The organism is Thioalkalivibrio sp. ALE17, from assembly GCF_000425605.1.
In the GTDB taxonomy this organism is placed as follows: Bacteria; Pseudomonadota; Gammaproteobacteria; order Ectothiorhodospirales; family Ectothiorhodospiraceae; genus Thioalkalivibrio.
In genome coordinates this window covers 62,483-84,392 of the sequence record NZ_AUDT01000012.1, presented here as the reverse complement: position 1 = coordinate 84,392, position 21,910 = coordinate 62,483, and the positions used below count along the sequence as shown (strand labels likewise).

The following is a 21,910-nucleotide window of genomic DNA, read 5'->3' as shown; positions in this document are numbered from 1 at the left end:
TGCCGGCGAAGCCCCTGCCAAAGTCAGACGCGGGCAGGGGCTTCGCCGGCAAGCCGGCTCCCACAGGGGATATGCACGGATCTCACAGATCTTGCCTATCCGCTTCTGCCACCGTACTCATATCTCTGATTCGCGCCCGAAACGCTCCCCTAACCCCCCCGGGGAACACGACCCGGAGCAATGATGCGAACCCACCCCCACTCCCCTATGCTGAGGGAAGGACCCTCAACCCGAGCGAGACACCGATGACCGCCCCCGAACGCGACCCGACCCTGATCGACGCCGAGGCCCTGCTGGCCGAGCTCCTGGCCGCTACGCGCCGACGCCTCTGGCTGCATGCCCGCGTCGCCCTGCTGGCCGAGATCGCCGGGCCCGACCTGGGCGCGGAACTGGCCGGGATCGCACGCCGCCACCGGCATACCGACATCCGCCTGCTGGTCGACGACGACCTGGCGCTCAAGGAACAGCTTCCGAGCCTGGTGGAAAGCATCAAACGCCTGCTCAGCGCAGTCTCGGTGCGCCGCCTGGAGGCCGCCGAGGAAAGCCCGCTGACCGTCACCGCGATTGCCGACCACAGCGGCTGGATGCAGCTCACCCAGGCCGGCGGGCGCCGCATACTGCGCGGCGACGTCGACGATCGGCCGGGCACCCAGCGCGCCGTCCAGGACTTCGAGGCCAACTGGAGTCTCAGCGATGAAGCCGTCGAACTCCGCCGCCTCCTCGTCTGAGCCGCCCGACATGACCGAGCGGCGTTACCTCCTGCGAGCCGCCCTCGCGCTGGCGGCTGGCACCCTGCTCCCCGGCCTCGCCGGTGCACGCGACACCCACGCCGAGGTCGCCGTGCTGCCGCTGCAACACCGACCGGCGAACAGCCTGCTACCCGAGCTGCAGGCCCTGTTCGGCGACACCGCCACCCTGCGCGGCGACGGCTTCCGGCTGCTGGTACGCGCCGACGCCCGCACCCTGCAACAGATCCGCGAAGTCGTCGCCGAACTCGACACGCCGGCCCAGGACCTCGTCCTCTCCGTACGCCGCCACCGCGACGCCCCGCGCACCGAACGCGGCACCGGCCTCGAGTTCGAGAGCGGCCCGGAGGGCACCGAGGGCCGCATCTCCAGCCAGCGGCTGCGCACCACCCGCCGCGACGACCAGACCCAGCACCTGCGCCTGCGGGAAGGCACCGAGGCCATCATCCTGGTCGGCGAGACCCGCGCCGCCGGCTTCCGCATCCTCCACGGCCGCGCCGGCGTCGGCATCGAACCCCTGCTGCAGGAGACCGCCCGTGGCTTCCGCGTCCGCCCCCAGGTCCAGCCCGACGGCCGCATCCGCATCGCCATCTCCCAGCTCCACGAAGGCCCCCTCCCCCGCGGCGCCGTGGACCGCGACGCCATCGACACGCAACTCACGCTGGAGCCGGGCACCTGGCACACCCTCGGCGGCGTCCACACCGAAACCGACGTCACGGAACGCGGCCTCGCCTCCCGCCGCACCACCCGCGACCGCGACACCCTCACCCTCGAAATTCGCGTCGATCCCGCCCGCTAGCCCGCTCCCATGATGCGATTCGCTTCGCTCATCGGCATCCTACGGAATAGAACTGCCCGTAGGGTGCGTTGACCCCGCGAAACGCACCCACAACGGCGGGAGTCACCCCTTCGACCAAACCCGCCAGATGGCACGCCGACACACCCGATCAGCGTCCCGGAAACCGCAACGCGGTTATCCGGGATGTCCCCCGCCCGCCCGAACATACCCCTCTGGCACGCCCCCACACCGTGGTGATACAGTCGTTTAAACAATGTCTATACATCTTGCGGGTGGAGCAATGGCCGAGACACGACTGAACATCAAGCGCTGGGGCAACAATCTGGGCGTCCGGCTTCCTGCGGCCATCGCGCGCGCAGCGCAACTGGAGGCGGACCAATCTGTGATCGTCTCCGTCGAAGGCAACCAGATCGTAATCCGTCCGGAAACCACTCCATCCATGAGCCTGGAGGAACGCCTGAAAGGATTCGACCCGGACAAGCATGGCGGCGAGGCCATGTGCACGGACGTGATTGGAAATGAACGATGGTAAAGCGTGCAGTACCCAAGGACTGGGTACCCCGGCGCCGTGACGTCATCTGGATAGACTGCAACTCTCAGGCCGGGCGGGAAATGCGAGATATTCACTCCTTCCTCGTCCTGTCGCCGACCCAATTCAACGCCCGAACCTCGCTGGTTCTGGGGCTCCCCATGACCACTGCCGATTACAATGCGACCAACCCCTTCGCCGTGGTGGCGGGCACGACGCCGGATGCAAGAACCAGCTACATCCTCTGCCACCAGGTAAAGTCCTTCGACTGGCGCCAACGCAACGCGACACCCCATCCAGCCGGACAAGTGCCACAGGGGACCTACCGGGAAGCCTGCGCGGTCCTCAACCAGATCCTCGAACTCTGCCCCGATCCCGCCTAGCGGGGAACCGACGGGGTCAAACCTGGAACCGACGGGGTCAAACCTTGCCTTTTGCCCCCGCGGACACGATTCGACTCACTCGCGAAAAATGCAGACCGAAATAGTCACCGATAGCTTTCAGCGTGTAGCCACCGGACGCATACGCGCGCCGAATGGCTTCATTCCTCGGGAAGCTTGCCTCCAGGAATTCGAGCGTCGGCGGCACAGGCCGCTGCTGGGCCTTGGGGTATTCCGGATCCAAGTCCAGCCTGCCGGACTGACCTGCCAGCCGCGCCTCGACAAAGGCCTCGGAGCCAAGAAATAGCTGCGCATACAGATCATTCCAGGGGGAGGTGCGTCCGATTCCCTCATGGACAAACCGCCGATAGGCCTGCTGTCGGGAGGCGGCCGGCCCGAATTCGTCCAGCACGCGATCCGTCGATAGCCACGAGACGGCGTCCGAAAGGCCCGCGGTGGGCCGGTAGCTGCTCCACTCCCAGTCCGCAGGATCGGCGATCAGATGCGCACGCACCGGATTGAGGACGATGTAGCGCGCCAATTCCAGAAGATACGACTCGCGCTCGACCAGGATCGCCTTGTACCGGCCTTGAAGCACATGACCCACACGCCGGTGACGGCGGTTGAACCGCTGCGTGTAAACGCCATTCAGCCACTGCATCCCCCGGCCCAGGTTCGCATCCGGCGTCTCTACCAGAAGGTGATAGTGGTTGCCCATCAGGCAGTACGCAAAGACCACCCAGTTGAAGCGCTCGACCGCCTGCGCCAGCGTTTCTTCGAAGCGCCGATGGTCAACGTCATCCAGATAGATCCAGTCCCGCCGATTGCCGCGCGCCGTCACGTGATACAACGCCCACGGATACTCCAATCGCACCGATCGAGCCATCCCTGCTCTCTCCAGCTTGTCCCTGACAATCGCTAGTACAACCTAAATCAGACCGTACCAACAACCCGCTTCCGACCGGCCTACCGCCCGTCCAGACGTCGAATCGGGCGCGCGGAAACCCCGAGGGGCAAAAGGCAAGGTTTGACCCCGTGGGTTCCACGGAAAAGTCGGTACGGTTCATGGGTTCCAGGGGCAAAAGGCAAGGTTTGACCCCGTGGGTTCTGTACTGTGACCCCGTGGGTTCTGTACTGTCGCCATCGGCTGAACACCAGCGTCGTCGAAGGCATCAACAACACCATCAAGGTGATCAAACGCCGCGCCTACGGCTACCGCGACCAGGAATACTTCTTCCTCAAAATCCGCGCTGCGTTCCCCGGTAATGCTCGATGAACCCAAAAAAGGCCCCGAACGGGGCCGAAAGATACGCACAAAAAACGGGGCCCCTGGGGGCCCCGCAAAACAAGCTACAAACTTGTTGTTATACCGCTTGGTAGCAGTGGCTGCCCTTAGAAGGACACCCGCATGCCGGCACCGACGCCGGTGAAGGAATCACCGCCAGCGCTGATGTTGCCGGTACCCGGACGGGCAAACGGAACATTGCCGTCGTAGTCAGCATAATTCACGCCGGCGAAGGCCATCACACGGTTGCTGAAGTTGTGCTTCACAGCCAGCGCAACGTAGTCGACGTTGCCGTTGTCTTGGCGACCGGGCATGGTTTCGGAGTTGCGGGTGTGGCCCAAGGTCAGCACGAAGTCGTTGCGGCCCATGGTGTAGACACCGGAGACGAAGCCACCGATGGCATCGCGTTCGGTGTTACCGGCGGCGTCGTCGAACTTGTAGTCTTCGATCTCGCCGACCACACGGAACGCACCGGACTTCCAGTCGGCGCCGACCTTGCTGGCACGGAAATCAGCGCCGTCATAGCGATAGTCATCGGCATTGGTGTGGGCCACGTACAGATCCACGGCACCGAGGTCGAAGTTCAGACGGCCGGAGATGGCCTGCTCGCCACTGCCGTTGCCGTTGTTCTGGGCAATCGCAACCTGCAGACCGACCATGCCGAAGCTGTTGCCGTACTTGATCACGCGATCTTCGTACGAGCCGTTACCCAGCCCACCGATGCCGGCGGAGCTTTCGGTCGGATCAACGAGCCCATCATCATCAAGGCCAACGCCAAAGAAGCCCGCATCGGCGGTACCCAGACGAACGCCATTACCACGGCCCTGCAAGAACGTACCGTTCAGCGGATCCTTGCCAGCGGTGGCGTACGGCAGGTTCTGGCGACCGATGGTCACGCGACCGAAGTTGCCGTCGAGGCCGACGTACTGGTCACGCGCACCGGAATTCAGACCGCTGGTGGTCTGGGCGTCCTGCTCGATCTTCATCAGGGCGGTCAGGCCGTTGCCCAGATCGTGGTTGACCATCACGCCCAGACGGTTCGGGCCGTTGCCATCGGCAACCCAGCCAGCGCCACCAGCGTCCTGCATGCGGAAGCCGTTATCGAAGTTGTTGTTGCCACCGGAGTGGTGGACGACCTGCGTCTGCAGCTGGCCGAACAGGGTGACGTTGGAGTCAGCGGCGGCGAAGGCCGGGACTGCGAAGGCGCCGGCAACGGCGACTGCGAGAATCTGTTTTTTCATGTTGCGTATCTCCCAGGAGAGGTATGTGTTCGTTTCTACGCCTGCATCCACGGTCGATGCCGCGAATGACAGGTGTTTTATATACACCACGGTGTCTCGTTTCAACCCCTAGGCGGGAAAAAATTGCCACAGTAAGGGGGTATCCGTGACGGGGAGCGCTTTTCGGTAGATCAACGACTTGCGTGCGGAGGCTTCGAGGGTGCTTGAATTGGTTTGCAACATGCTGAATTACTGGGTTAATGAGCTACAGCTTATGGTTGCCCCGCGGGACGTGGCGAGAATTCGATCAGGTTTTGCTTATTTTTCTCGGGTTTGCGGGCGGCGCGGCATTTCTCGGATCTGAAGGGGCCGGATCGTCGGATCGGATGCGTTGGGTTTTTGCAACAAGCGATGGTTTGGGCCGGGTCATGGACGGGGTGTTGCGGAAAGCAGACAGCGGTGCGGCGGTATGAGCGTGGGTCGTGACGACTCGATGGCTTTCGGGCTTTGGCGGGGGCTTCGCGGGCGAGCCCGCTCCCACAGGGTGGAAGGAAAGAAAGGGAGAGGCTGGTAGCCAGGCGCAGGCCGGAGGTTCGAGGGGAGGGCTTCTCGTTCGGTCGTGCCGGAAACCACGCTGGGGTTATCCGGAACCTCGTGCCTGGGTGGTAGTAGGTACGCGGGGTATCGCTCCAAGGCTGGTGATCCCGGCTCTTCGCTTCGCTGCGGCCGGGATGCCGACGGGGGCGGATACGGGCGGCGCATGCTGCTGGGGCGGGTCGAGGGTGACACCGCTGGCTACGGCGATCCGATTGAAACTCGACTCGGGAGGGCCTGAACCGTCAGGCGCTGCTCGCGAACACAGCGACCCCGGCTCGGCGAGCCGCAGTGATCAGGGCCTGGTCCAGCGTGGCAAGGGTGGCGCCGTACTGAAGCGCGAGTGCGAGATAGGAAGCATCGTACGCGGAAAGGCCATAACGCCTGGCCAGTTGAAGCGTCAGGCCGAAGACCGGATCGATGCCGCCGGGGTCAACGGCCACCATGAGATCCTGCAGTAGCGCGAGGAAGCGCGTGGTTTCAGCTTCGGTCACCAGGCCCTGGCTTTCCGCACGGGCGACTACGTTGGCGACCTCCAACGGCCAGACGGATGGCGCGATCAGACGGATATCGCCCGACTCGATGGAACGCAGGACCGTAGCCGCGACTTCCTGGTCGGCGGTACTACCATCGGACAGCAACCAGCGCATCACGATCGAATTGTCGAGCACTAGATCCATCAGTCACGCCCCGACTCGACGAGGGCCTTGATATCCACTGCCCCGCGCGCTGGAGCCTCGGCCATCAGCTGCCGGAGGTTCCGCGCGGCCTGCACACGCCTGGGCGCATCGTCCTCCTCCAGTGGCACAAGCGCAGCCACGGGCCGTCCGCGCTGCGTGATGGTAAAACGTCCGCCCGCCTGCACCTTTCTAAGGAAACCGGAAAGGTGTGTCTTGGCATCGTGAGCCCCGATGATTTCGTGGTGAGACATGTTTGTACCTTAATGGACCGGTAGGTGGACTGGTTGAAGTCAATATAGCACCTGATGATACGGGGAGCGGAGGAAACCTTGGCAGGGGCCGCGCCGCCAGGTCCGGCCCCCATTCAGCATGGTGCCCAGTTGAACCGCGAGGGAGCATCCGGAGATCCCGGCTCTTCGCTTCGCTGCGGCCGGGATGACGGTGCGGGTTCGGGTACGGCGGTTGAGCGTGCGGTTGGGACGGAGCGATACGGGCACGATGCGGTTTGTGGCGCGCGGCGTATCCGGCGTGCGGGTGATGCCGTAGGGGCTTCCGGGCTTTGGCGGGTGCTTCGCCGCCGAGGCGGCTCCTACGCGGCCATGGCCGGCGGCACCAGTGGGAGCCGCCTTGGCGGCGAAGCTCCTGCCAAAGGTCGGCGCGGGCAGGAGCTTCGCCTGCAAGCAGGCTCCCACTGGGCGAAAACGGACGGAGGAGATACGGCGGTTGAATAGCTGCGTGCTTGCAGCTAATCGAGGCCAAAGGCGCGCAGGGCAAGGCGACGTTTGAGGGGGGTGGCCTGGTCGACCAGGCGGATGCCGAGGCCGCGCAGTTCGGGGAGGCCGGCGGCGTGGGTGGCGAAGATCAGGCGGAAGCCGTCCATGGCACGTTGCATGAAGGCGTTCTCGGCGCGACGGTCGCGGGTGTAGGCGCGCAGCACGGTCTCGGCGCCCGGGTCGCGGCGGGCGGGGCCGTGCAGGCGTTCGACCAGGGCGCGGGCGTCGGCCAGCCCGAGGTTCAGGCCCTGCCCGGCCAGCGGGTGGATGGTGTGGGCGGCATCCCCGGCCAGGGCCACACGGCCGGCGTGGTAGTCCCGGGCATGGCGGGCCACCAGCGGGAAGCTGGCGCGCTTCGATGTGGCGGTGATCGTCCCCAGGCGGTGGTCGATCACCGCCTCCAGCGCCCGGCAAAAACCGGCGTCGTCCAGCGCCAGCGTGTCGTCGGCCTGGTGTTCGGGCTGGGACCAGACGATGGAGCTGCGTCCGTCCGCCAGCGGCAGGAAGGCGATGATCTGGTCGTCGACGAAGCGCTGCCAGGCGGTGTCCTCGTGCGGGCGCTCGGTGGTCACGGTCGCGACCACACCGCGGGCGTGATAATCCTGCTCGCGCACCGGGATGCCCATGCGGGTGCGCAGCGGCGAGTGCGCGCCATCGGCCGCCACCACCAGCCGTGCGGAGGCCAGTAGCGCGTGCTCCGGGCCGTAGACATCCACCCGGTCCGGGCGGGCATCCACGCTCCTCCACTCGGTCTCGGGCCACAAGGCCACGCCGGCGGCCTCCAGCTCGGTCCACAGCACGGCCTCGAGCGCGGCGTGTTCGACGGTCCAGCCAAGTGCCGGTACGCCCAGCTCGTCGGCGTCGAAGCGGATATGGCCGGGACCGTGGGCGTCCCACACGGCCATGCCGGAGAAGGCATGGGCACGGCGCGCCTCGAGGGCGTCTTGCACCCCCAGGCGGGCCAGGAACTCCATGGAGGCGATGTTGAGCGTGGCGACGCGCGTCACCGGGGTCGCGTCGCTGAAGGTGGGCGCGGCAGCGCGCTCCAGCAGCCCGACGCGCAGGCCCTGGCGCGCGGCGCCCAGGGCAATGGCGCCACCAACCGCGCCGGCGCCCACCACCAGCAGGTCCAGCACGTCGCGGGAACCGGACGCGCTCATGCCCCGCCCCCTGCGTCCGGCCGCGCGAGATGGCGCGCGGTATGGCGCGGCAACGGGCCAAGGCCCATCGCCGCCTGTGCGAGGCGATCGCGCGCCGGACGCAGTCGGTCCACGGCCATCATCCCACTGCCCAGCGAATGCCCGCGCAGGCCGGCCGTTTGCAGCATGCCGCGGGCAAGAAAGTCGGTGGTGGCGACCACGCCGCTCACGTCACGACGGCGGGTCCGCGCATACGCCTCCAGCGTGGCCGACGCGCCGGGATCGGCCACGAAACGCGGGGTGCCATCCGGTTCGCACCCGTCGCGCAGTGTGCCCAGCAGCGTGGCGACATCGCGCAGGGACAGGTTCAGCCCCTGCCCCGCCACGGGATGCACCGCGTGCGCGGCATTGCCCAGCAACAGCGCGCGTTCCGCGACCGGTTCCGGGGCATGCACCCGTTCCAGCGGAAAACGCACCACGCGGCCGGCCGGGCGCAGGCGGCCCAGCGTCCAGCCGAAGCGGCCTTGCAGCTCGCGCAGGCGCTCGGCCTCGTCCAGCTCCAGCCGCCGCTCGCAGGCCTCCGGCGGGGCCACCCAGACGACGTTCATGCGCCCGTCCGCCTGCGGCAGCAAGGCCAGCGGCCCCTCGTCGGTAAAGCGCTCGAAGGCCTGGCCGTTGTGCGGCCGCGCCGGCTGCACGTCAAAGACCAGGGCATCCGCCGCGTAACGCAGGCGGTTCACCGGCAGACCCAGGGCCTTGCGCGTGGGGGACTGGATGCCGTCGGCGGCCAGGATCAGGCGGGCGGCCCAGGTGTCCTCGCCTTCGACGCCGTCGATGCGCAGCACGCGGCGCCCATCCGTCACGTCCCCCACGCCCGCCAGCGTGGACTGGTAGCGCACATCCACACCGGCGTCGCGGCAGGCCGCGTCCAGCATCGGCTCCAGCGCGACGGCCGGCACCACCTGCCCGAGGGCCTGGCGGCCATGGTCGGCGGCATTCAGATGCACCCGCCCCAGCCCGCCGCGACGGCTGACGACGATGGAGCGGATCGCGGTGGCCCGCTGCGCCAGTGGCGCCCAGTACCCGAGATCGTCGAGGAACTGCACGGAGCCGGCCGCCAGGGCATAGCCACGGGTGTCGTTGGCGTGTGCATCCGGCGCGGGTGGTGCCCCGCGCTCGAACAGCGTGACCGCATAGCCCGCGCGCGCCAGGGTACAGGCGGCGAGGCCGCCGACCGGCCCGCCGCCGACGATGGCGATGTCGCAGGTGTTTGTTGTCAAGACTCACCCCGCAAGGGTGGGTCCGACGCTCCATTCGCCTGCAAGCAGGCTCCTACGAGGGGGTGGGTATCTCTGGAGGAGCCTGCTTGCAGGCGAATCGCACCGGCCCGGACTCCCGGTCGTTCACTGAAACGGAACAGATGATGGGCGGGCATGGTCAGTCCCAGCCCGGGAGGTCGCCGGCCATGCAGGCCTCGATGTCGGCGACGGTCTTGGGGCAGTCGGCGGTGAGGACCTCGCAGCCGTCGCGGGTGACGGCGACGTCGTCCTCGATGCGCACGCCGATGCCGCGCAGTTCCTTCGGCGCATCACTGTAGGGCCCGAAATAAAGCCCGGGTTCCACGGTCATCACCATGCCGGGTTCCAGCTGACGCCAGGCGTCGCCGACGCGGTAGTCGCCGACATCGTGCACGTCCAGCCCCAGCCAGTGGCCGGTGCGGTGCATGTAGAACGGGCGGTAGGCCTGGTCGCGGATCAGCTTGTCCAGGCGACCCTTGAGTACCCCCAGTTCCTTGAGCCCGCGGGTCAGTTCGCGCACGGCGGTGGCGTGCGGGGTGTCCCAGTCATTGCCCGGGCGTACCTGTTCGATCGCGGCGAGCTGGGCGGCCAGCACGCACTCGTAGACCTCGCGCTGGCGTTCGTCGAAGCGACCGGAGACCGGAAAGGTGCGGGTGATGTCGGACGCATAGCCCTGCACCTCGCAGCCGGCGTCGATCAGCAGCAGGTCGCCGGCGTTCAGCTCGGCGCGGTTCTCGATGTAGTGCAGGATACAGCCGTTCTCGCCGCCACCGACGATGGAGGGATACGCGGTCTCGGTTCCGTAGCGGTGGAACTCGTGCAGCAGCTCGGCCTCCACCGCGAACTCGGTCAGGCCCGGCCGGCAGGCCTGCATCGCGCGCACATGCGCTTGAGACGAGATGGCGGCCGCGTGGCGCATCAATTTGAGCTCGGGGGCCTTCTTGAACAGCCGCTGCTCGTGCAGGTGGTGCTCCACCGCGACGAACTCGTGCGGTGCGCGCACGCCGTTGCGGGCCTTGGCCCGCACCCGGTTCACCCAACCGAACAGGCGCTGGTCCAGCGGCTCGTCGCGCCCGAACGGGGCGGCCAGCACGGCGCGGTTCTCCATCAGCCCCGGCAGGATCTCGTCGATGTCCTCGATCGGGAAGGCGCACTCGGCCCCATGGGTCTCCATCGCACCGTCCGGCCCGGCGCGGCGGCCCTGCCAGGTCTCCTGGGTCGGGTCGCGGTCGCGGCAGAACAGGATGTACTCGCCGGCCGGCCGCCCCGGCACCAGCACCGCCACCGCATCCGGCTCCGGGAAGCCGGTCAGGTAGAGGAAGTCGCTGTCCTGACGGAAGGGATACTCGACATCCCGGTTGCGGGTGCGCTCGTGAGCGGCAGGAACGACGATGATCGCCTCGGGTCCGAGCGCCCGCATCAGACGCTGGCGGCGCCGGGCGAACTCGCCCTGGGGGATCTCCGGCATCCGGCCCGGCCGGGGGGCTTGTCGCGTTCGCGTCATTGCATCGGGATCCGTTTCGGGTCGTCCGGGGCCAGCTCGTCGGCGATCAGCAAAACGCCCACGCGCACATATTCATTGAGCTCCTCGAAGGCGGCGGCGTTTTCCTCGTCGTCGTCCGGCTCCAGTTCGATGCGCGCGATCTCCGCGAAATCACGCAGGATCTCGCTGGCCTCGGCCGAGGGCTTCAGCTTACCCAAACGCGGCGTCTGCCCCAGCCCGGCGATGAAGCCGTCCACCCATTCCGACAGGGCCTGCGCCTGCGCCTCGATGGCTTCGTCCTCCGGCAGCAGTGGGCCGAAGCCCAGTTCTACGTCATACAGCTGGGCCAGCAGCGCGCGCCGGATCGCTTCCACGGTCTTGCCGAAGCGGTCCCCCGCGCCTTCGGTCAGCGGCAGGGCCTCGCCCAGGCTGCGCACCAGGGCGTCGACGTCGGCGCCCGGGTCCGCCACCAGGCAGCCGGTGAACAGCCCGTGGGCGGAGGCCGGCGTCTGCGCGAAACCCATGCTGCGCAGTCCGTGCTCCAGCTGTTCGCGCAGGGCGACGGGATCGCGCTCCAGTCCGTCCTGCGCCTTTGCGTTGCCGGTGCCTGGGTCGCCGACCATCAGAAGCTCTCCAGCCGCGCTTCGTAGGGGAAGAGCAGAAAGCGATAGAGATCGTCACCCACCTGCAGGTGCGTAAACTGCGGCTCGCCCAGCTTGATCGCGCTGGAACCGGTGGAAGACAGCATATTGAGACCGAAGCGTTTCTCTTCGATCAAGGCGTTCAACAGCTGTTCCAGCTCCGCGTGCGGCACGCTCCCCGTGTTGTCGACGATCCGGCACGGCTTTCCGTTATGGGCCGTGCCCTCGATCACGGTGGCCTCGGGTCCGGGTTCGGGGGGCTGGGTCATGGGCAGCAACACTTTCTTGAAACGGGATTCGCCGTATTGTGGCCAGCGCGGGCACCAGGCCGCAACAAACCCCGGAACGGCAAGTATGCGACCCGCAAAAAGTGAAGGTGTTCCAGCAAGAAGATGACCCAAGTTGACGCTTCGCGCGAAGCCCTCCTAGACTCCATGGATCACACGCCCTGCGGCGAAGGCCGCCTGCCAACCGGGACCGAGGCCATGCAGCCGAACGACGATTCCGCGATCGACCCGACCGAACGCCTGGAGGCCGCAATCACGCGCCTGCTGGAGGAGCACGCGGCCCTGCGCGAGGAAAACCACCTCCTGCAGGAGCAGGTCCGCCAGCTCAAGGGCGAGCGCGCGGCCTTCAAGGAGCGCAATGAGCAGGCGCGCCACCGGGTCGAGAACATGATCGCGCGCCTGCGCTCGATGGAGCACAGCGAATGAGCCAGTCCGAACCCGTCCGCGTCTCCATCATGGGCAAGGAGTACCAGATCGCCTGCCCGCCGGACGAGCGCGCCGATCTGTTTGCCTCCGCGTCGCTGATTGACGAGCGCATGCGGGAACTGCGTGATGGCGGGCGCGTGGTCGGCGCCGAGCGGATCGCGGTGATGGTGGCGCTGAATCTGGCGCACGAGCTGCTGGAATGCCAGCAGCAGAAGGCCGGTGGCGACTCCGCCGGCAGTTCGGCGCGGCTGGTCGCCCTCGCCGACCGCATCGAACAAACCCTGGGCTCGTCGCGCTAGCGCCATGGGCGGCGCCCCGCCGCCCTCCCCTTCTCCCGGCCATGCCCGGCCCGGGGACGGCCCGCCACCCGCTAACCCATATTCATCATCCGGTGTTTACGGAGGCTTCGGTCGGCCGCCTGCCTCGTGGTGGCTGGTCCTGGTTCGTCCTCCGGTGTTTATGGTGCCTTCGGTCCGCAACCTGCCGATTTTTGGCTAGGCCTGGTTCGTCCTCTGGTGTTTACGTGCCTTCGGTCCACGTACTGCCGTGCGCTGACTCGCCAGCGCGCCCCGAGTGACTTCTTTGCTCGTGCAAAGAAGTCACCAAGAAACACGCCCGACTGCCGCGACCCCGGCCCGCTGTGCGGGCCGGGGTTTCCCTCGCTCCGAGGGTTTTCGCGGGCGGCGCTGAACTCGCTGCGCCTGCGGCTCCGCTCAGACATCCAGCGCCTCTGATCCCGCGAAAACCCTCTCCGCTCGGCGCGACGACAACGGGGAGGCAGGTCAAAACAACGGCCGTCCCGACGATATTGCGAGTGGACGAAGGCTAGGTCTTCGGACATCTGGGCACGCTCGGCCTGCGGCCGTTGCGTGCCGCGCCCGCGTAGCGGGCGCCGGGGCTTTCGGGGGGCGCTGCCTATGGTTAGGAGTAAGCGTAGGGATACGGTCGGTTTTGACCTTCGCCTCCCGTATGGAGCCCCTTGCGGAAGGGTTCTCGGGCCGGCCCGTTTTCTATAAATTCGGGGCGCTGGATGTCTGAGCGGAGCCGAAGGCGCAGCGAGTTCAGCGCCGCCGGCCCAGCACGTCCGGAGCAAGGTTCCCGGGCGAAATCCGGGTGCCCTTCTTTGGGCACTTTCTTGGGCAAGCAAGAAAGTGCCTCGGGGCGCGCTGGCGAGTCAGCGCACGGCAGTATGCAGACCGAAGGCAGCGTAAACACCGAAGGATGAACCGGGACCAGCCACCAATACAGCGCAAGCGGCGGACCGAAGGCACCGGAAACACCCGATGCCGAACCAGGGCCAGCCACAACAAGGCAGGCGTCAGGCGAAGCCCCCCGAAACTCGGACGACGGAAAATACGGCACCCGTAAAACGCCTGTCGGCGCCGCCGGTTAGAGGTCCCGCAACCCCAGCACATCCTGCATATCGAACAGCCCATTGCCGGCACCAGCCAGCCAGACGGCGGCCCGCACCGCACCGGAAGCAAACACGGTCCGGCTGGAGGCCTTGTGGGTGATCTCCACGCGTTCGCCATCGCCCGCGAACAGCGTGGTGTGCTCGCCCACGATGTCGCCGCCACGTACCGTGGCGAAGCCAATGGTACGACGGTCACGCGCCCCGGTCTGGCCCTCGCGGCCGTACACGGCATCGCGCTCCAGGTCCCGTCCCAGGGTCTCCGCGACCACACGCCCCAGCTTCAGCGCGGTACCGGAGGGGGCATCGACCTTGTGGCGGTGATGCGCCTCCAGAATCTCGACGTCCACGCTGTCGCCCAGCGCCCGCGCCGCGAGCTCCACCAGCTTGAAGGTCAGGTTCACCCCGACACTCATGTTCGGCGCGTACACGATCGGCATCGTGGCCGCCGCATCGCGCAGACGCTGCTCCTGATCCGCGTCGAGACCGGTGGTCCCGATCACCAGGGCCTTGCCGGCGCGCGCGCACAGATCCAGGTGCTGCATGGTGGCCTGCGGCGCGGTGAAGTCGATCAGCACGTCGAAGTCGTCGGTCACGGTTGCCAAGTCCTCGACCAGGCGTACCTGGCCCTCCTGACCGACGACCTCTCCAATCGCCTCGCTACCCGGCCGCTCGCTGGCCGCGCCCAGCTGCGCCTCGGGGTGCTCGTCCACCGCCTGCACCAGGTTCTGGCCCATGCGCCCGCCGGCGCCCGCAATCGCAATTCGAATCATCGTTTGTTCCATCCGGTTCTGTCGTTCCATCGGGGTATGCGCACCCTACGAAGCTTTGCCGCAACGTGCCAGTTACAGGGTTCGCACCGGGGTGCGGAAACGCCATTCGCCGTACACCGAGGCGATCACCCCGGCCGCCGCCAGGAACGCCGCGAACACGTACACCGAGGCGGGGCTGATGCCGTCCCACAGATAGCCGGCCACCAGCGAGCCCATCGCCCCGCCCAGCCCGAAGGCCAGCGAGGAGTACAGCGCCTGCCCGCGCCCCTGCAGCCGGCCCGGGAAGAAATAGTGGATCAGCGAGATCGCCGCCGCGTGGTACACCCCGTAGCTGGCCGCATGCAGCACCTGAATGAACAGCAACATCGGCAGCGAATCCGGCACCGCCGCCAGCAGCCCCCAGCGCAGCGTGGTCAGAATAAGGGCCGCCGACACCAGCAGCCAGGCCCCGAAGCGCAGGATCAGCCGCGGCATCAGCAGGAACAGCACCACCTCGGCCGCGACCCCCAGCGCCCACAGCTGCCCGGCCACCGCGCGCGAGAACCCGGCCTGTTCCAGGTACAGGGTGAAGAAGGCGTAGTACGGCCCATGGCTCGCCTGCATGAAAAAGCAGGCCACGAACAGCGCGATCACCTCCGGCCGGCGCAGCACGGTCAGTAGCGGTGGGGCGTTGTTGTCTTCCTCGTGGTTGCGCGCCGGTTCGCGCACGAACTGCGCGGCCGCCACCACCGCGATCAGGATCGCCAGCACGATCCACGGCAGCCAGGCCACGTCGATGTGATCGAAGGCCCAGCCCAGCAGCGCCACCGCGACGATAAAGCCCACCGAGCCCCATAGCCGCACCAGGGCATAGCGGTGCGCATCCTGCCCCAGCGAGCGCATGGTGGTCGCCTCGAATTGCGGCAGGATCGCATTCCAGAAGAAGCTGTAGGCGGCCATCACCACCGCCAGCCACCAGTAGCCGGTGTACAGCAGCACGCCGGTGAAGGCGACCGCCCCGCCCAGCGCGCCCCAGCGCGCGATGGGCATGTGCGCGCCGGCGCGATCGGCCAGCCAGCCCCAGACGTTCGGGGCGATGATCTTGGTCGCCAGCACGATCGCCATCAGCTCGCCGATCTGGGCGCCGCTGAACCCCTCCTCGGAGAGATACGGCCCCCAGAACGGCATGAACGCACCGAGGCTGGCGAAGTAGAAGAAATAGACCCCGGACAGGCGCGCGTTCTGCGTCACGGCCATTGCAGGGGCCCTAGCGGTTCAGGAGACTACGGCCGGACGGCCGCGTCATTCGCCGGAATGATCGCGCAGTGCGAGGCCCGTATCCGCCACGTCGGCGTTCTGCCCGCGATGGCGCAGCGCATGATCCATCAGCACCAGGGCCATCATCGCCTCGGCGATCGGGGTTGCGCGGATGCCCACGCAGGGGTCGTGCCGCCCCTTGGTCACCACCTCGACCGGCTCGCCCGCGGTGTTGATGCTGCGCCCGGGCAGGCGGATGCTGGAGGTCGGCTTCAGCGCGATGCTGGCCCGCACCGCCTGCCCCGTGCTGATGCCGCCCAGCACGCCACCGGCGTGGTTGGACAGGAAGCCCTCGGGGGTGATCTCGTCGCGATGCTCGGTGCCGCGCTGGGTCACGGATTCGAAGCCCGCGCCGATCTCCACGCCCTTCACCGCGTTGATGCTCATCAGCGCGTGCGCCAGCTCGGCATCCAGGCGGTCGAATACCGGCTCGCCCCAGCCGGCCGGCACGCCGGTAGCCTCGACGGTGACCCGGGCGCCGATGGAGTCGCCCGACTTGCGCAGGGCGTCCATGTACTCCTCCAGCTCCGGCACCTTGTCCGGGTCCGGGGAGAAGAACGGGTTGTCGTTGGCGATCTCCGGCTGCTTCGCCTCCAGCGCGATCGGGCCCAGCTGGGACAGCCAGCCGCGGATGGTGATGCCGTAGCGCTGTTCAAGGTAGCGCCGGGCGATGCCGCCGGCCGCAACCCGCAACGCCGTCTCGCGCGCGGAGCTGCGCCCGCCGCCGCGATAGTCGCGCACGCCGTATTTCTGATGGTAGGTGTAGTCCGCATGCCCGGGACGGAAGCGATCCATGATCTCGCTGTAGTCCTTGGAACGCTGATCCACGTTCTCGATCAGCAGCCCGATCGGCGTGCCGGTGGTGCGACCCTCGAACACGCCCGAGAGGATTCGCACCTGGTCCGGCTCGCGCCGCTGGGTAGTGTGGCGCGACTGCCCCGGCCGGCGGCGGTCGAGATCGAACTGCAGATCCGCCTCGCACAGCTCCAGACCGGGCGGACAACCGTCCACCACCGCGCCCAGGGCCGGCCCGTGACTCTCACCAAAGGTACTGACGACGAACAGTCGTCCAAAGCTGTTTCCCGACATGCGCGTAGTGTAGCCGCGGGCGGCGCGGCTGTCGCCTGTTCCCCTACCCGGCGGCCGGTCGGCAGCCTGTGGAATGCAGCCCTCGGCAACCCCGTCCCCTATCTGCCATGATCGGTGTGCAGCATCCGAAACCATAATAAGGAGGACACCATGCCGAAATCCCTGACCCGACTCGCCACCGGCGCCGTTGCCGCCCTCTGCCTGGGCCTGGCCAGCAGCGCCCAGGCCGATGACGTCTACACCCAGCGCTTCATGACCCTGGAGCTGGCCAATGACATCGCCATGGGCGCCGTCGAGGCCTGCCGCGACATGGGGTACCAGACCTCGGTCGTGGTGGTCGACCGGGCCGGCAACGACCAGGTGGTCCTGCGCGATCGCATGGCGGGCGTGCAGACCATCCAGATCGCCGGCGACAAGGCCCGCGCCGTCACCATGTCCGGCACTACCTCCGCCAACTTCCGCGACAACCGCGAAGACATCCGCATGGAGATGAACCATGTGGACGGCATCATCATGCTGGCCGGTGGCTTACCCGTCGAAGCGGCCGGCAGCATGCTGGGTGCGGTGGGCGTCTCCGGGGCGCCGGGCGGCGACCTCGACGAGGAATGCGCGCAAGCCGGGATCGACCGGGTCCAGGAACGTCTCGACTTCGTGATGTAGTCCACTCGGGCGCCAGGGACGGCGCCCACCCCGATAGCCGGATCGAGACCATGCCCCCAGACAACCCTTCCAGAACCCCCATTCGCATCTCGCCGGTGGAGACCTACGAGCGGCTGCAGGCACGCCCACGGGACCTGCTGATCGACATCCGCTCGACCATGGAATACCTGTTTGTCGGCCATCCGACCGGTTCGGTCCACATCCCCTGGATCGACGAACCGGACTGGACGGTGAACCCGCAGTTCGTGCCCCAGATCCGCAAGCTGCTGCTGGGCGGCGTCAGCGACCACAGCGACGAAGCCCCGGCCCTATACCTGATCTGCCGCAGCGGCAAGCGCACGCTGGATGCCGGCCAGGCCCTGGTGGATGCCGGCATCGAACATGTCTTTTCGGTAGAGGAAGGCTTCGAGGGCCCGCTGGACGAACATCACCAGCGCTCCACCCGCGGCGGCTGGCGCTACCACGGCCTGCCCTGGGAGCAGTGCTGAAGCACTCATATCCCCGTGGATCCCCCACTGTCACGGGGGTTGCGCGCACCCCGGGGCGATTGGTCCATAATGGAGCCGGACGCGTCGCTGCGGCGTTCGATTGTGGCCCGGTGGTACCCTTGAGCCTTAATTCTTCACCACGGGACCGAGTACTTCCGTTTCGCTGTGCAGGTCCGTCTTCGAGCGGAAAGCCTAAAGATTCGGAGACTTCTCCCACCTGAACCTCAGGTTCAAGGTCAAAGGTCACGCCGGCGCCCGCGGGGCGCGTCCACTTCCTTTTGATCCCGTCTCTCCATACCGATCCCTCTATGCCAGCGGAAACCGACTCCGTTCACGATTCGCTATCGCCCGACGATCTGCGCGCCTTGCGGCTGCGTCTGCGCCGCGCGCGGGCCGCATTGTCGGACGCCCAGCTCGACCAGCACTCCGCCGCCATCTGCGAACACCTGCTGCGCTGGTTCGAGCGCTGGCAGCCCCGCTGCGTCGGCGCCTACCGGGGCCTGCGCGGCGAGGTGGACCTGACCCCGCTGACCGTCGCCCTGGCCGGACGCGGCACCCGCGTTGCCCTGCCGGTGATGGACGACAAACGCCCCGGCCGCATGCATTTCCATGCCTGGGGGCCCGGGGATGCGCTGTGTCATAACGGCTTCGGCATTGCCGAGCCCTGCCCGGAGGCCCCGCGCATCTGGCGCCGCGAGATGCAGGTGGTACTGATGCCGCTGGTGGCCTTCGACACGGCCGGCAACCGCATGGGCATGGGCGCCGGCTACTACGACCGCTATTTCGCCCGGCGGCGCTTCGGCATCCGCCGGCCGAAGCTGATCGGCGTAGCCCACTCGCTGCAGGGCGTGCCGGCGCTGCCCACCCAGCCCTGGGACGTCCCGCTGGACGCCGTCGTGACCGAACAGGGCTGGCATGCGCTGCCGGACCGCGCGCGGCACAATACGCACACCTGACCCCACCCCTGATTTGGCACGAGGAGCCCGCATGGCCTACTGGCTGATGAAGTCCGAGCCCGACGAGTTCAGCATCGACGACCTGGAGCGCGTCGGCGTGGAGCCCTGGGACGGCATCCGCAACTACCAGGTGCGCAACATGATGCGCGACGAGATGAAGAAGGGGGATCTCGCCTTCTTCTACCACTCCAACGCCAAGCCACCGGGCATCGTCGGTATCCTGCGCATCGAGAAAGAGGCCTACCCGGACTCCTGCGCCTTCGACCCCGAAGACCCGCACTACGACCCGAAAAGCGACCCGGACAACCCGCGCTGGCTGCGCGTCGACGTCGCCTTCGAGGAAAAATTCGGCGATATCATCACCCTCGACTGGCTGAAGCAGCAGCCGCAGCTCGAGGACTGCCCGCTGGTACGCCGCGGCAACCGCCTGTCGGTCATGCCGATCACCCAGGAGCAGTGGGACTTCATCCTGAGCCATGCCCAGCGCGGGAAATAGCCCCGTGGCCACGCTCTACCACTTCCCGCACGACGCCAAGGCCGACCGCCTTCGCCTGGCCTGTGGCTACAAGGGTGTGGAGCTCGAAACCCGCGCGCTGGACTGGTTCGACGACGAAACCTTCTTCGAACTGGGCGTGGCGCGCCAGTCGCCGATCCTGCAGATGGATGACGGCTCCCTGGCCACCGACACGCTCGCCGCGTTGCGCGACATCGACCGCCTGTTCCCGACCGGCGAGCCGCTGTCCGACGGCGTGATCGCCGAAGACGCCTGGCAGGCCCTGGTGGACTGGCGCGCCAAGGTGGAGATCGTACTGGACCGCCTCTACGCCCCGCTGGCACCGGGCTTTCACGGCATCGGCGAAAGCGCCGATGCCCTGGCCGACTTCAAGGCCCAGGTGCAGCACCGCTTCGGCATGTCGCTGGAGGAACTGGCCAACGACCGCTACGACGGCTACAACCAGCTCGCAAAACTAAGCCACCTGCCAGAGCTGGCCAAGCACCTGGCCGCCAGTCGCTTCTACCTGGGCCACCCGTCCATCGCCGACTGCGTGATCGCCGCCGACCTCTACCCCCTGCAGATGCACGACGGCATCAACCTGCCCGTCGACATGCTCTACTACCTGCGCCGCGTCGAGGAGACCTTCAACACCCCCCTCGACACCCAGTGGCTCGCCCGCTAAAGGCCGTGTGGGAGCGGCCCTGGCCGCGAACCGGCGGTAGGCGCAGGCACCGGCACCGCATTCGCGTGCAGGCACGCTCCCACTGGGCTACTTGCCACAGCGACGAAAGGAGCAGCAACGATCAGGCGGCCGCAAAGCGCCGGATGTGGTTCTCGTCGCGGGATTCGGCCCGGGCCAGATCGAAGTTCGTCTGCATGGTGAGCCAGTGGCGCGCCTCGCCGATGCCGCCGCTCTCGAGGCGCACGGCAAAGTCCGGCGAGATCGCGGCATGTTCGTTCAGGACGCGCGAGACCGCGTTGCGGGACATCCCCAGATGCTGTGCAAACTCCGTCACCGAAAGGCCCAGCCCGGGCAGCACACGGCGGCGCAGGATCCGCCCTGGGTGGGGCGGGTTCCGCATCGCCGCGTGTTCCTGAGGGTCAATGGTAGTCTTCATAATCCACCTGGTCCGCATCGTCGCCACTGAACGTGAAGGTGACAACCCAGTTGCCATTCACATGCACCGAGAAAAAGCCCGCGCGATCCCCACGTAGCGGATGAAAATCCAATCCCGGCAGATCCAGCTGTCCGGGATGGGTCGCCGCATCCAGCAGCGCGAGAATATCTTCCAGGTCTTCCACATGGTCCGCCGGCAACCCACGGCGGTCGCCCTTCACGTAAAGCCGTTTGAGCCCCTTGTGACGAATCTTCCTGATCATCGGCCTTCCTTGGCACACGACTAAAATGTAATCTGTAACGTTACAGTGGTCAACTCAATCCACTGACACGAGCCTCAGCCGAAGCGGTAGTGCTTGCGGATGTCGCGGTGTATCTCCCAGGTGCAGCCCATACCCTCGGGGAAGGTCACCAGATCGCCCTCGCCCACGGTGACGGGCTCGCCACCGTCGTCCGGGGTCACCGTCACCTGACCCTCCAGGATGTAGCAGACCTCGCGCTCGTCGTAGTGCCAGGGGAAGGTCGAAACCTCCTTCTCCCACACCGGCCAGTCGAACACCCCCAGACGCTCCAGATGGTCCTGCTCCGGCCGATGGATCACTTCGATGGACATGGCGGTCTCCTTGTCGGAATCAGCCGTCATCTTAACGAGCCCGATCACCCGAACGCAGCCAGCGCACCAGCAGCAACCCGAAGGTGAGCACACCCAGCGCGGCCGGCAGGTATTCCAGCCAGAGGCCCAGCTCCCAGGCGATGTATCCGGTGACCAACGCCCACAGGAGCGGGATGATGGCCAGCACCAGCGGGGGCCGCGGGCGGGCGAGTAGCAGGAGCCCGAGCGTCAGCAGCATGGTCGGTCCGGGCGCGACGCCGACGTACTGCAACTGGGCCCAGGGTGTGCCGGTCAGTGCGAGCTCGAGCAATGGATAGCCGGCCAGCGCGTAGACGGTCATCAAGACCGCGCCGCTGCCCGCCAGCCCGCCGGGCCAGCCGAAGCGGTTCTGCCCCATCAGGGTCAGCGCGAACAGCAGCATCAGGCCCTGGGCGACGAAGACCCCGGCCAGCCATTCGGAGGCGAAGTGGAAGGGTGCCAGCGAGCCGCCGAAGAAGACCACTCCGGTCCAGATCCACAGCACGCCCAGCATCAGGCCCGTGACGCGGGCTGCCCCGCGCCAGCCCGTGAACGCGAGCGCGACGGCCACCAGCGCAAGGAGGGCGCCGACCGCGTGCAGTGGCCAGATGGCGGCGTTGTACTGGCCCAGGATGGCCAGCCAGGTGGCGCTATCGAACGGCAGCATCTATCTACCCCGTATCCATGGGTTGAAAATCATTACTGTAGGAGGC

The 21,910-nt window shown here is 67.1% G+C and carries 27 protein-coding genes, 1 other RNA gene and 2 pseudogenes; 14 read left to right on the top strand and 16 right to left on the bottom strand.

Annotation, left to right across the window (positions count from 1 at the left end; translation table 11 throughout):
- Positions 1 to 245 precede the first annotated feature (245 nt).
- The 4 genes from H609_RS0108860 to H609_RS0108845 all read left to right on the top strand — a co-directional run bounded on the left by H609_RS0108860 (position 246) and on the right by H609_RS0108845 (position 2,457).
- Positions 246 to 728, top strand: a complete 483-nt coding sequence (locus tag H609_RS0108860; protein ID WP_028484773.1) for a hypothetical protein — start codon at positions 246 to 248, stop codon at positions 726 to 728.
- A complete protein-coding gene (locus H609_RS0108855; RefSeq protein ID WP_028484772.1) occupies positions 694 to 1,545 on the top strand; it encodes a secretin N-terminal domain-containing protein in 852 nt (283 codons plus the stop codon). Before H609_RS0108860 ends, H609_RS0108855 begins: the two co-directional genes overlap by 35 nt.
- 280 nt (positions 1,546 to 1,825) lie before the next feature.
- Positions 1,826 to 2,077, top strand: coding sequence for an AbrB/MazE/SpoVT family DNA-binding domain-containing protein (locus H609_RS0108850; protein ID WP_018877875.1), 252 nt, complete (start codon positions 1,826 to 1,828; stop codon positions 2,075 to 2,077).
- Positions 2,071 to 2,457: a type II toxin-antitoxin system PemK/MazF family toxin gene (locus H609_RS0108845; RefSeq protein WP_255349385.1), complete on the top strand. Its 387-nt coding sequence runs from the start codon at positions 2,071 to 2,073 to the stop codon at positions 2,455 to 2,457. The genes H609_RS0108850 and H609_RS0108845 overlap by 7 nt, the downstream gene beginning before the upstream one ends.
- Positions 2,458 to 2,494: 37 nt before the next feature.
- On the opposite strand, the gene H609_RS0108840 is transcribed toward H609_RS0108845, so the two are convergent.
- A complete protein-coding gene (locus H609_RS0108840; protein WP_028484771.1) occupies positions 2,495 to 3,340 on the bottom strand; it encodes a transposase in 846 nt (281 codons plus the stop codon).
- Between the two features lie 249 nt (positions 3,341 to 3,589).
- Between H609_RS0108840 and H609_RS13390 the strand changes: the two are divergent.
- A pseudogene (locus tag H609_RS13390) lies at positions 3,590 to 3,730 on the top strand (transposase); the annotation flags it as partial.
- Positions 3,731 to 3,846: 116 nt separating this feature from the next.
- Here H609_RS13390 and H609_RS0108830 read toward each other — a convergent pair.
- From H609_RS0108830 to H609_RS0108795, 8 genes are all read right to left on the bottom strand, one after another.
- Complete coding sequence (locus H609_RS0108830) at positions 3,847 to 4,980, bottom strand: porin (protein ID WP_028484770.1); 1,134 nt, start codon at positions 4,978 to 4,980, stop codon at positions 3,847 to 3,849.
- Positions 4,981 to 5,798: 818 nt separating this feature from the next.
- A complete protein-coding gene (locus H609_RS0108825) occupies positions 5,799 to 6,233 on the bottom strand; it encodes a type II toxin-antitoxin system VapC family toxin (RefSeq protein WP_028484769.1) in 435 nt (144 codons plus the stop codon).
- A complete protein-coding gene (locus H609_RS0108820; RefSeq protein ID WP_018866432.1) occupies positions 6,233 to 6,484 on the bottom strand; it encodes a type II toxin-antitoxin system Phd/YefM family antitoxin in 252 nt (83 codons plus the stop codon). The genes H609_RS0108825 and H609_RS0108820 overlap by 1 nt, the downstream gene beginning before the upstream one ends.
- 494 nt (positions 6,485 to 6,978) lie before the next feature.
- Complete coding sequence (locus H609_RS0108815; protein ID WP_028484768.1) at positions 6,979 to 8,166, bottom strand: FAD-dependent monooxygenase; 1,188 nt, start codon at positions 8,164 to 8,166, stop codon at positions 6,979 to 6,981.
- Positions 8,163 to 9,425 carry an FAD-dependent monooxygenase gene (locus H609_RS0108810; protein WP_028484767.1) on the bottom strand — a complete coding sequence of 421 codons (1,263 nt, stop codon included), beginning with the start codon at positions 9,423 to 9,425 and terminating at the stop codon, positions 8,163 to 8,165. Before H609_RS0108810 ends, H609_RS0108815 begins: the two co-directional genes overlap by 4 nt.
- Before the next feature lie 157 nt (positions 9,426 to 9,582).
- Entirely contained in the window at positions 9,583 to 10,911 is a 1,329-nt protein-coding gene (gene pepP, locus H609_RS0108805) for a Xaa-Pro aminopeptidase (RefSeq protein ID WP_028484766.1), read from the bottom strand.
- A 32-nt stretch (positions 10,912 to 10,943) separates the two neighbouring features.
- Positions 10,944 to 11,549: a UPF0149 family protein gene (locus H609_RS0108800; RefSeq protein WP_018880412.1), complete on the bottom strand. Its 606-nt coding sequence runs from the start codon at positions 11,547 to 11,549 to the stop codon at positions 10,944 to 10,946.
- Positions 11,549 to 11,836 (bottom strand): hypothetical protein, encoded by a 288-nt coding sequence (locus tag H609_RS0108795; RefSeq protein ID WP_018877865.1) that lies wholly within the window; start codon positions 11,834 to 11,836, stop codon positions 11,549 to 11,551. Before H609_RS0108795 ends, H609_RS0108800 begins: the two co-directional genes overlap by 1 nt.
- Before the next feature lie 216 nt (positions 11,837 to 12,052).
- Between H609_RS0108795 and H609_RS0108790 the strand changes: the two genes are divergently transcribed.
- The 3 genes and pseudogenes from H609_RS0108790 to H609_RS14300 all read left to right on the top strand — a co-directional run bounded on the left by H609_RS0108790 (position 12,053) and on the right by H609_RS14300 (position 13,318).
- On the top strand, positions 12,053 to 12,280 hold the full coding sequence (locus tag H609_RS0108790; protein WP_024326430.1) for a cell division protein ZapB: 228 nt from the start codon (positions 12,053 to 12,055) through the stop codon (positions 12,278 to 12,280).
- Complete coding sequence (locus H609_RS0108785) at positions 12,277 to 12,579, top strand: cell division protein ZapA (protein WP_018866426.1); 303 nt, start codon at positions 12,277 to 12,279, stop codon at positions 12,577 to 12,579. Before H609_RS0108790 ends, H609_RS0108785 begins: the two co-directional genes overlap by 4 nt.
- Before the next feature lie 542 nt (positions 12,580 to 13,121).
- Positions 13,122 to 13,318: pseudogene (locus tag H609_RS14300) on the top strand (hypothetical protein).
- 351 nt (positions 13,319 to 13,669) lie between these two features.
- On the opposite strand, the gene dapB reads toward H609_RS14300, so the two are convergent.
- The 3 genes from dapB to aroC form a co-directional block, all read right to left on the bottom strand.
- Positions 13,670 to 14,464, bottom strand: coding sequence for a 4-hydroxy-tetrahydrodipicolinate reductase (gene dapB / locus H609_RS0108780; protein WP_018876947.1), 795 nt, complete (start codon positions 14,462 to 14,464; stop codon positions 13,670 to 13,672).
- A gap of 72 nt (positions 14,465 to 14,536) precedes the next feature.
- Complete coding sequence (locus H609_RS0108775) at positions 14,537 to 15,700, bottom strand: MFS transporter (RefSeq protein ID WP_018879846.1); 1,164 nt, start codon at positions 15,698 to 15,700, stop codon at positions 14,537 to 14,539.
- 45 nt (positions 15,701 to 15,745) lie between these two features.
- Complete coding sequence (aroC, locus tag H609_RS0108770; RefSeq protein WP_028484765.1) at positions 15,746 to 16,849, bottom strand: chorismate synthase; 1,104 nt, start codon at positions 16,847 to 16,849, stop codon at positions 15,746 to 15,748.
- Positions 16,850 to 16,999: 150 nt separating this feature from the next.
- Here aroC and H609_RS0108765 point away from each other — a divergent pair, with 150 nt between their 5' ends.
- The 6 genes from H609_RS0108765 (at position 17,000) to H609_RS0108745 (ending at position 20,131) form a co-directional block, all read left to right on the top strand.
- Entirely contained in the window at positions 17,000 to 17,509 is a 510-nt protein-coding gene (locus H609_RS0108765) for a heme-binding protein (protein ID WP_018876950.1), read from the top strand.
- A gap of 50 nt (positions 17,510 to 17,559) precedes the next feature.
- The gene (locus tag H609_RS0108760; protein ID WP_028484764.1) at positions 17,560 to 17,997 is read left to right on the top strand and encodes a rhodanese-like domain-containing protein; all 438 of its coding nucleotides are present in this window, start codon (positions 17,560 to 17,562) and stop codon (positions 17,995 to 17,997) included.
- A gap of 81 nt (positions 17,998 to 18,078) precedes the next feature.
- Positions 18,079 to 18,264: non-coding RNA, 6S RNA (ssrS, locus tag H609_RS13890), on the top strand.
- A gap of 41 nt (positions 18,265 to 18,305) precedes the next feature.
- The gene (locus tag H609_RS0108755) at positions 18,306 to 18,953 is read left to right on the top strand and encodes a 5-formyltetrahydrofolate cyclo-ligase (RefSeq protein ID WP_018876952.1); all 648 of its coding nucleotides are present in this window, start codon (positions 18,306 to 18,308) and stop codon (positions 18,951 to 18,953) included.
- A gap of 31 nt (positions 18,954 to 18,984) precedes the next feature.
- Entirely contained in the window at positions 18,985 to 19,449 is a 465-nt protein-coding gene (locus tag H609_RS0108750) for an EVE domain-containing protein (RefSeq protein WP_018876953.1), read from the top strand.
- Between the two features lie 4 nt (positions 19,450 to 19,453).
- Positions 19,454 to 20,131: a glutathione S-transferase family protein gene (locus H609_RS0108745; RefSeq protein ID WP_018876954.1), complete on the top strand. Its 678-nt coding sequence runs from the start codon at positions 19,454 to 19,456 to the stop codon at positions 20,129 to 20,131.
- A gap of 121 nt (positions 20,132 to 20,252) precedes the next feature.
- Here H609_RS0108745 and H609_RS0108740 read toward each other — a convergent pair whose 3' ends face one another.
- The 4 genes from H609_RS0108740 to H609_RS0108725 form a co-directional block, all read right to left on the bottom strand.
- Positions 20,253 to 20,531, bottom strand: a complete 279-nt coding sequence (locus H609_RS0108740) for a HigA family addiction module antitoxin (protein WP_018866417.1) — start codon at positions 20,529 to 20,531, stop codon at positions 20,253 to 20,255.
- Positions 20,532 to 20,550: 19 nt separating this feature from the next.
- On the bottom strand, positions 20,551 to 20,829 hold the full coding sequence (locus H609_RS0108735) for a type II toxin-antitoxin system RelE/ParE family toxin (RefSeq protein WP_018876955.1): 279 nt from the start codon (positions 20,827 to 20,829) through the stop codon (positions 20,551 to 20,553).
- Positions 20,830 to 20,903: 74 nt separating this feature from the next.
- The gene (locus H609_RS0108730; RefSeq protein ID WP_012982192.1) at positions 20,904 to 21,179 is read right to left on the bottom strand and encodes a cupin domain-containing protein; all 276 of its coding nucleotides are present in this window, start codon (positions 21,177 to 21,179) and stop codon (positions 20,904 to 20,906) included.
- A 31-nt stretch (positions 21,180 to 21,210) separates the two neighbouring features.
- Positions 21,211 to 21,864, bottom strand: coding sequence for a DUF6064 family protein (locus tag H609_RS0108725; RefSeq protein WP_028484763.1), 654 nt, complete (start codon positions 21,862 to 21,864; stop codon positions 21,211 to 21,213).
- Positions 21,865 to 21,910 lie beyond the last annotated feature (46 nt).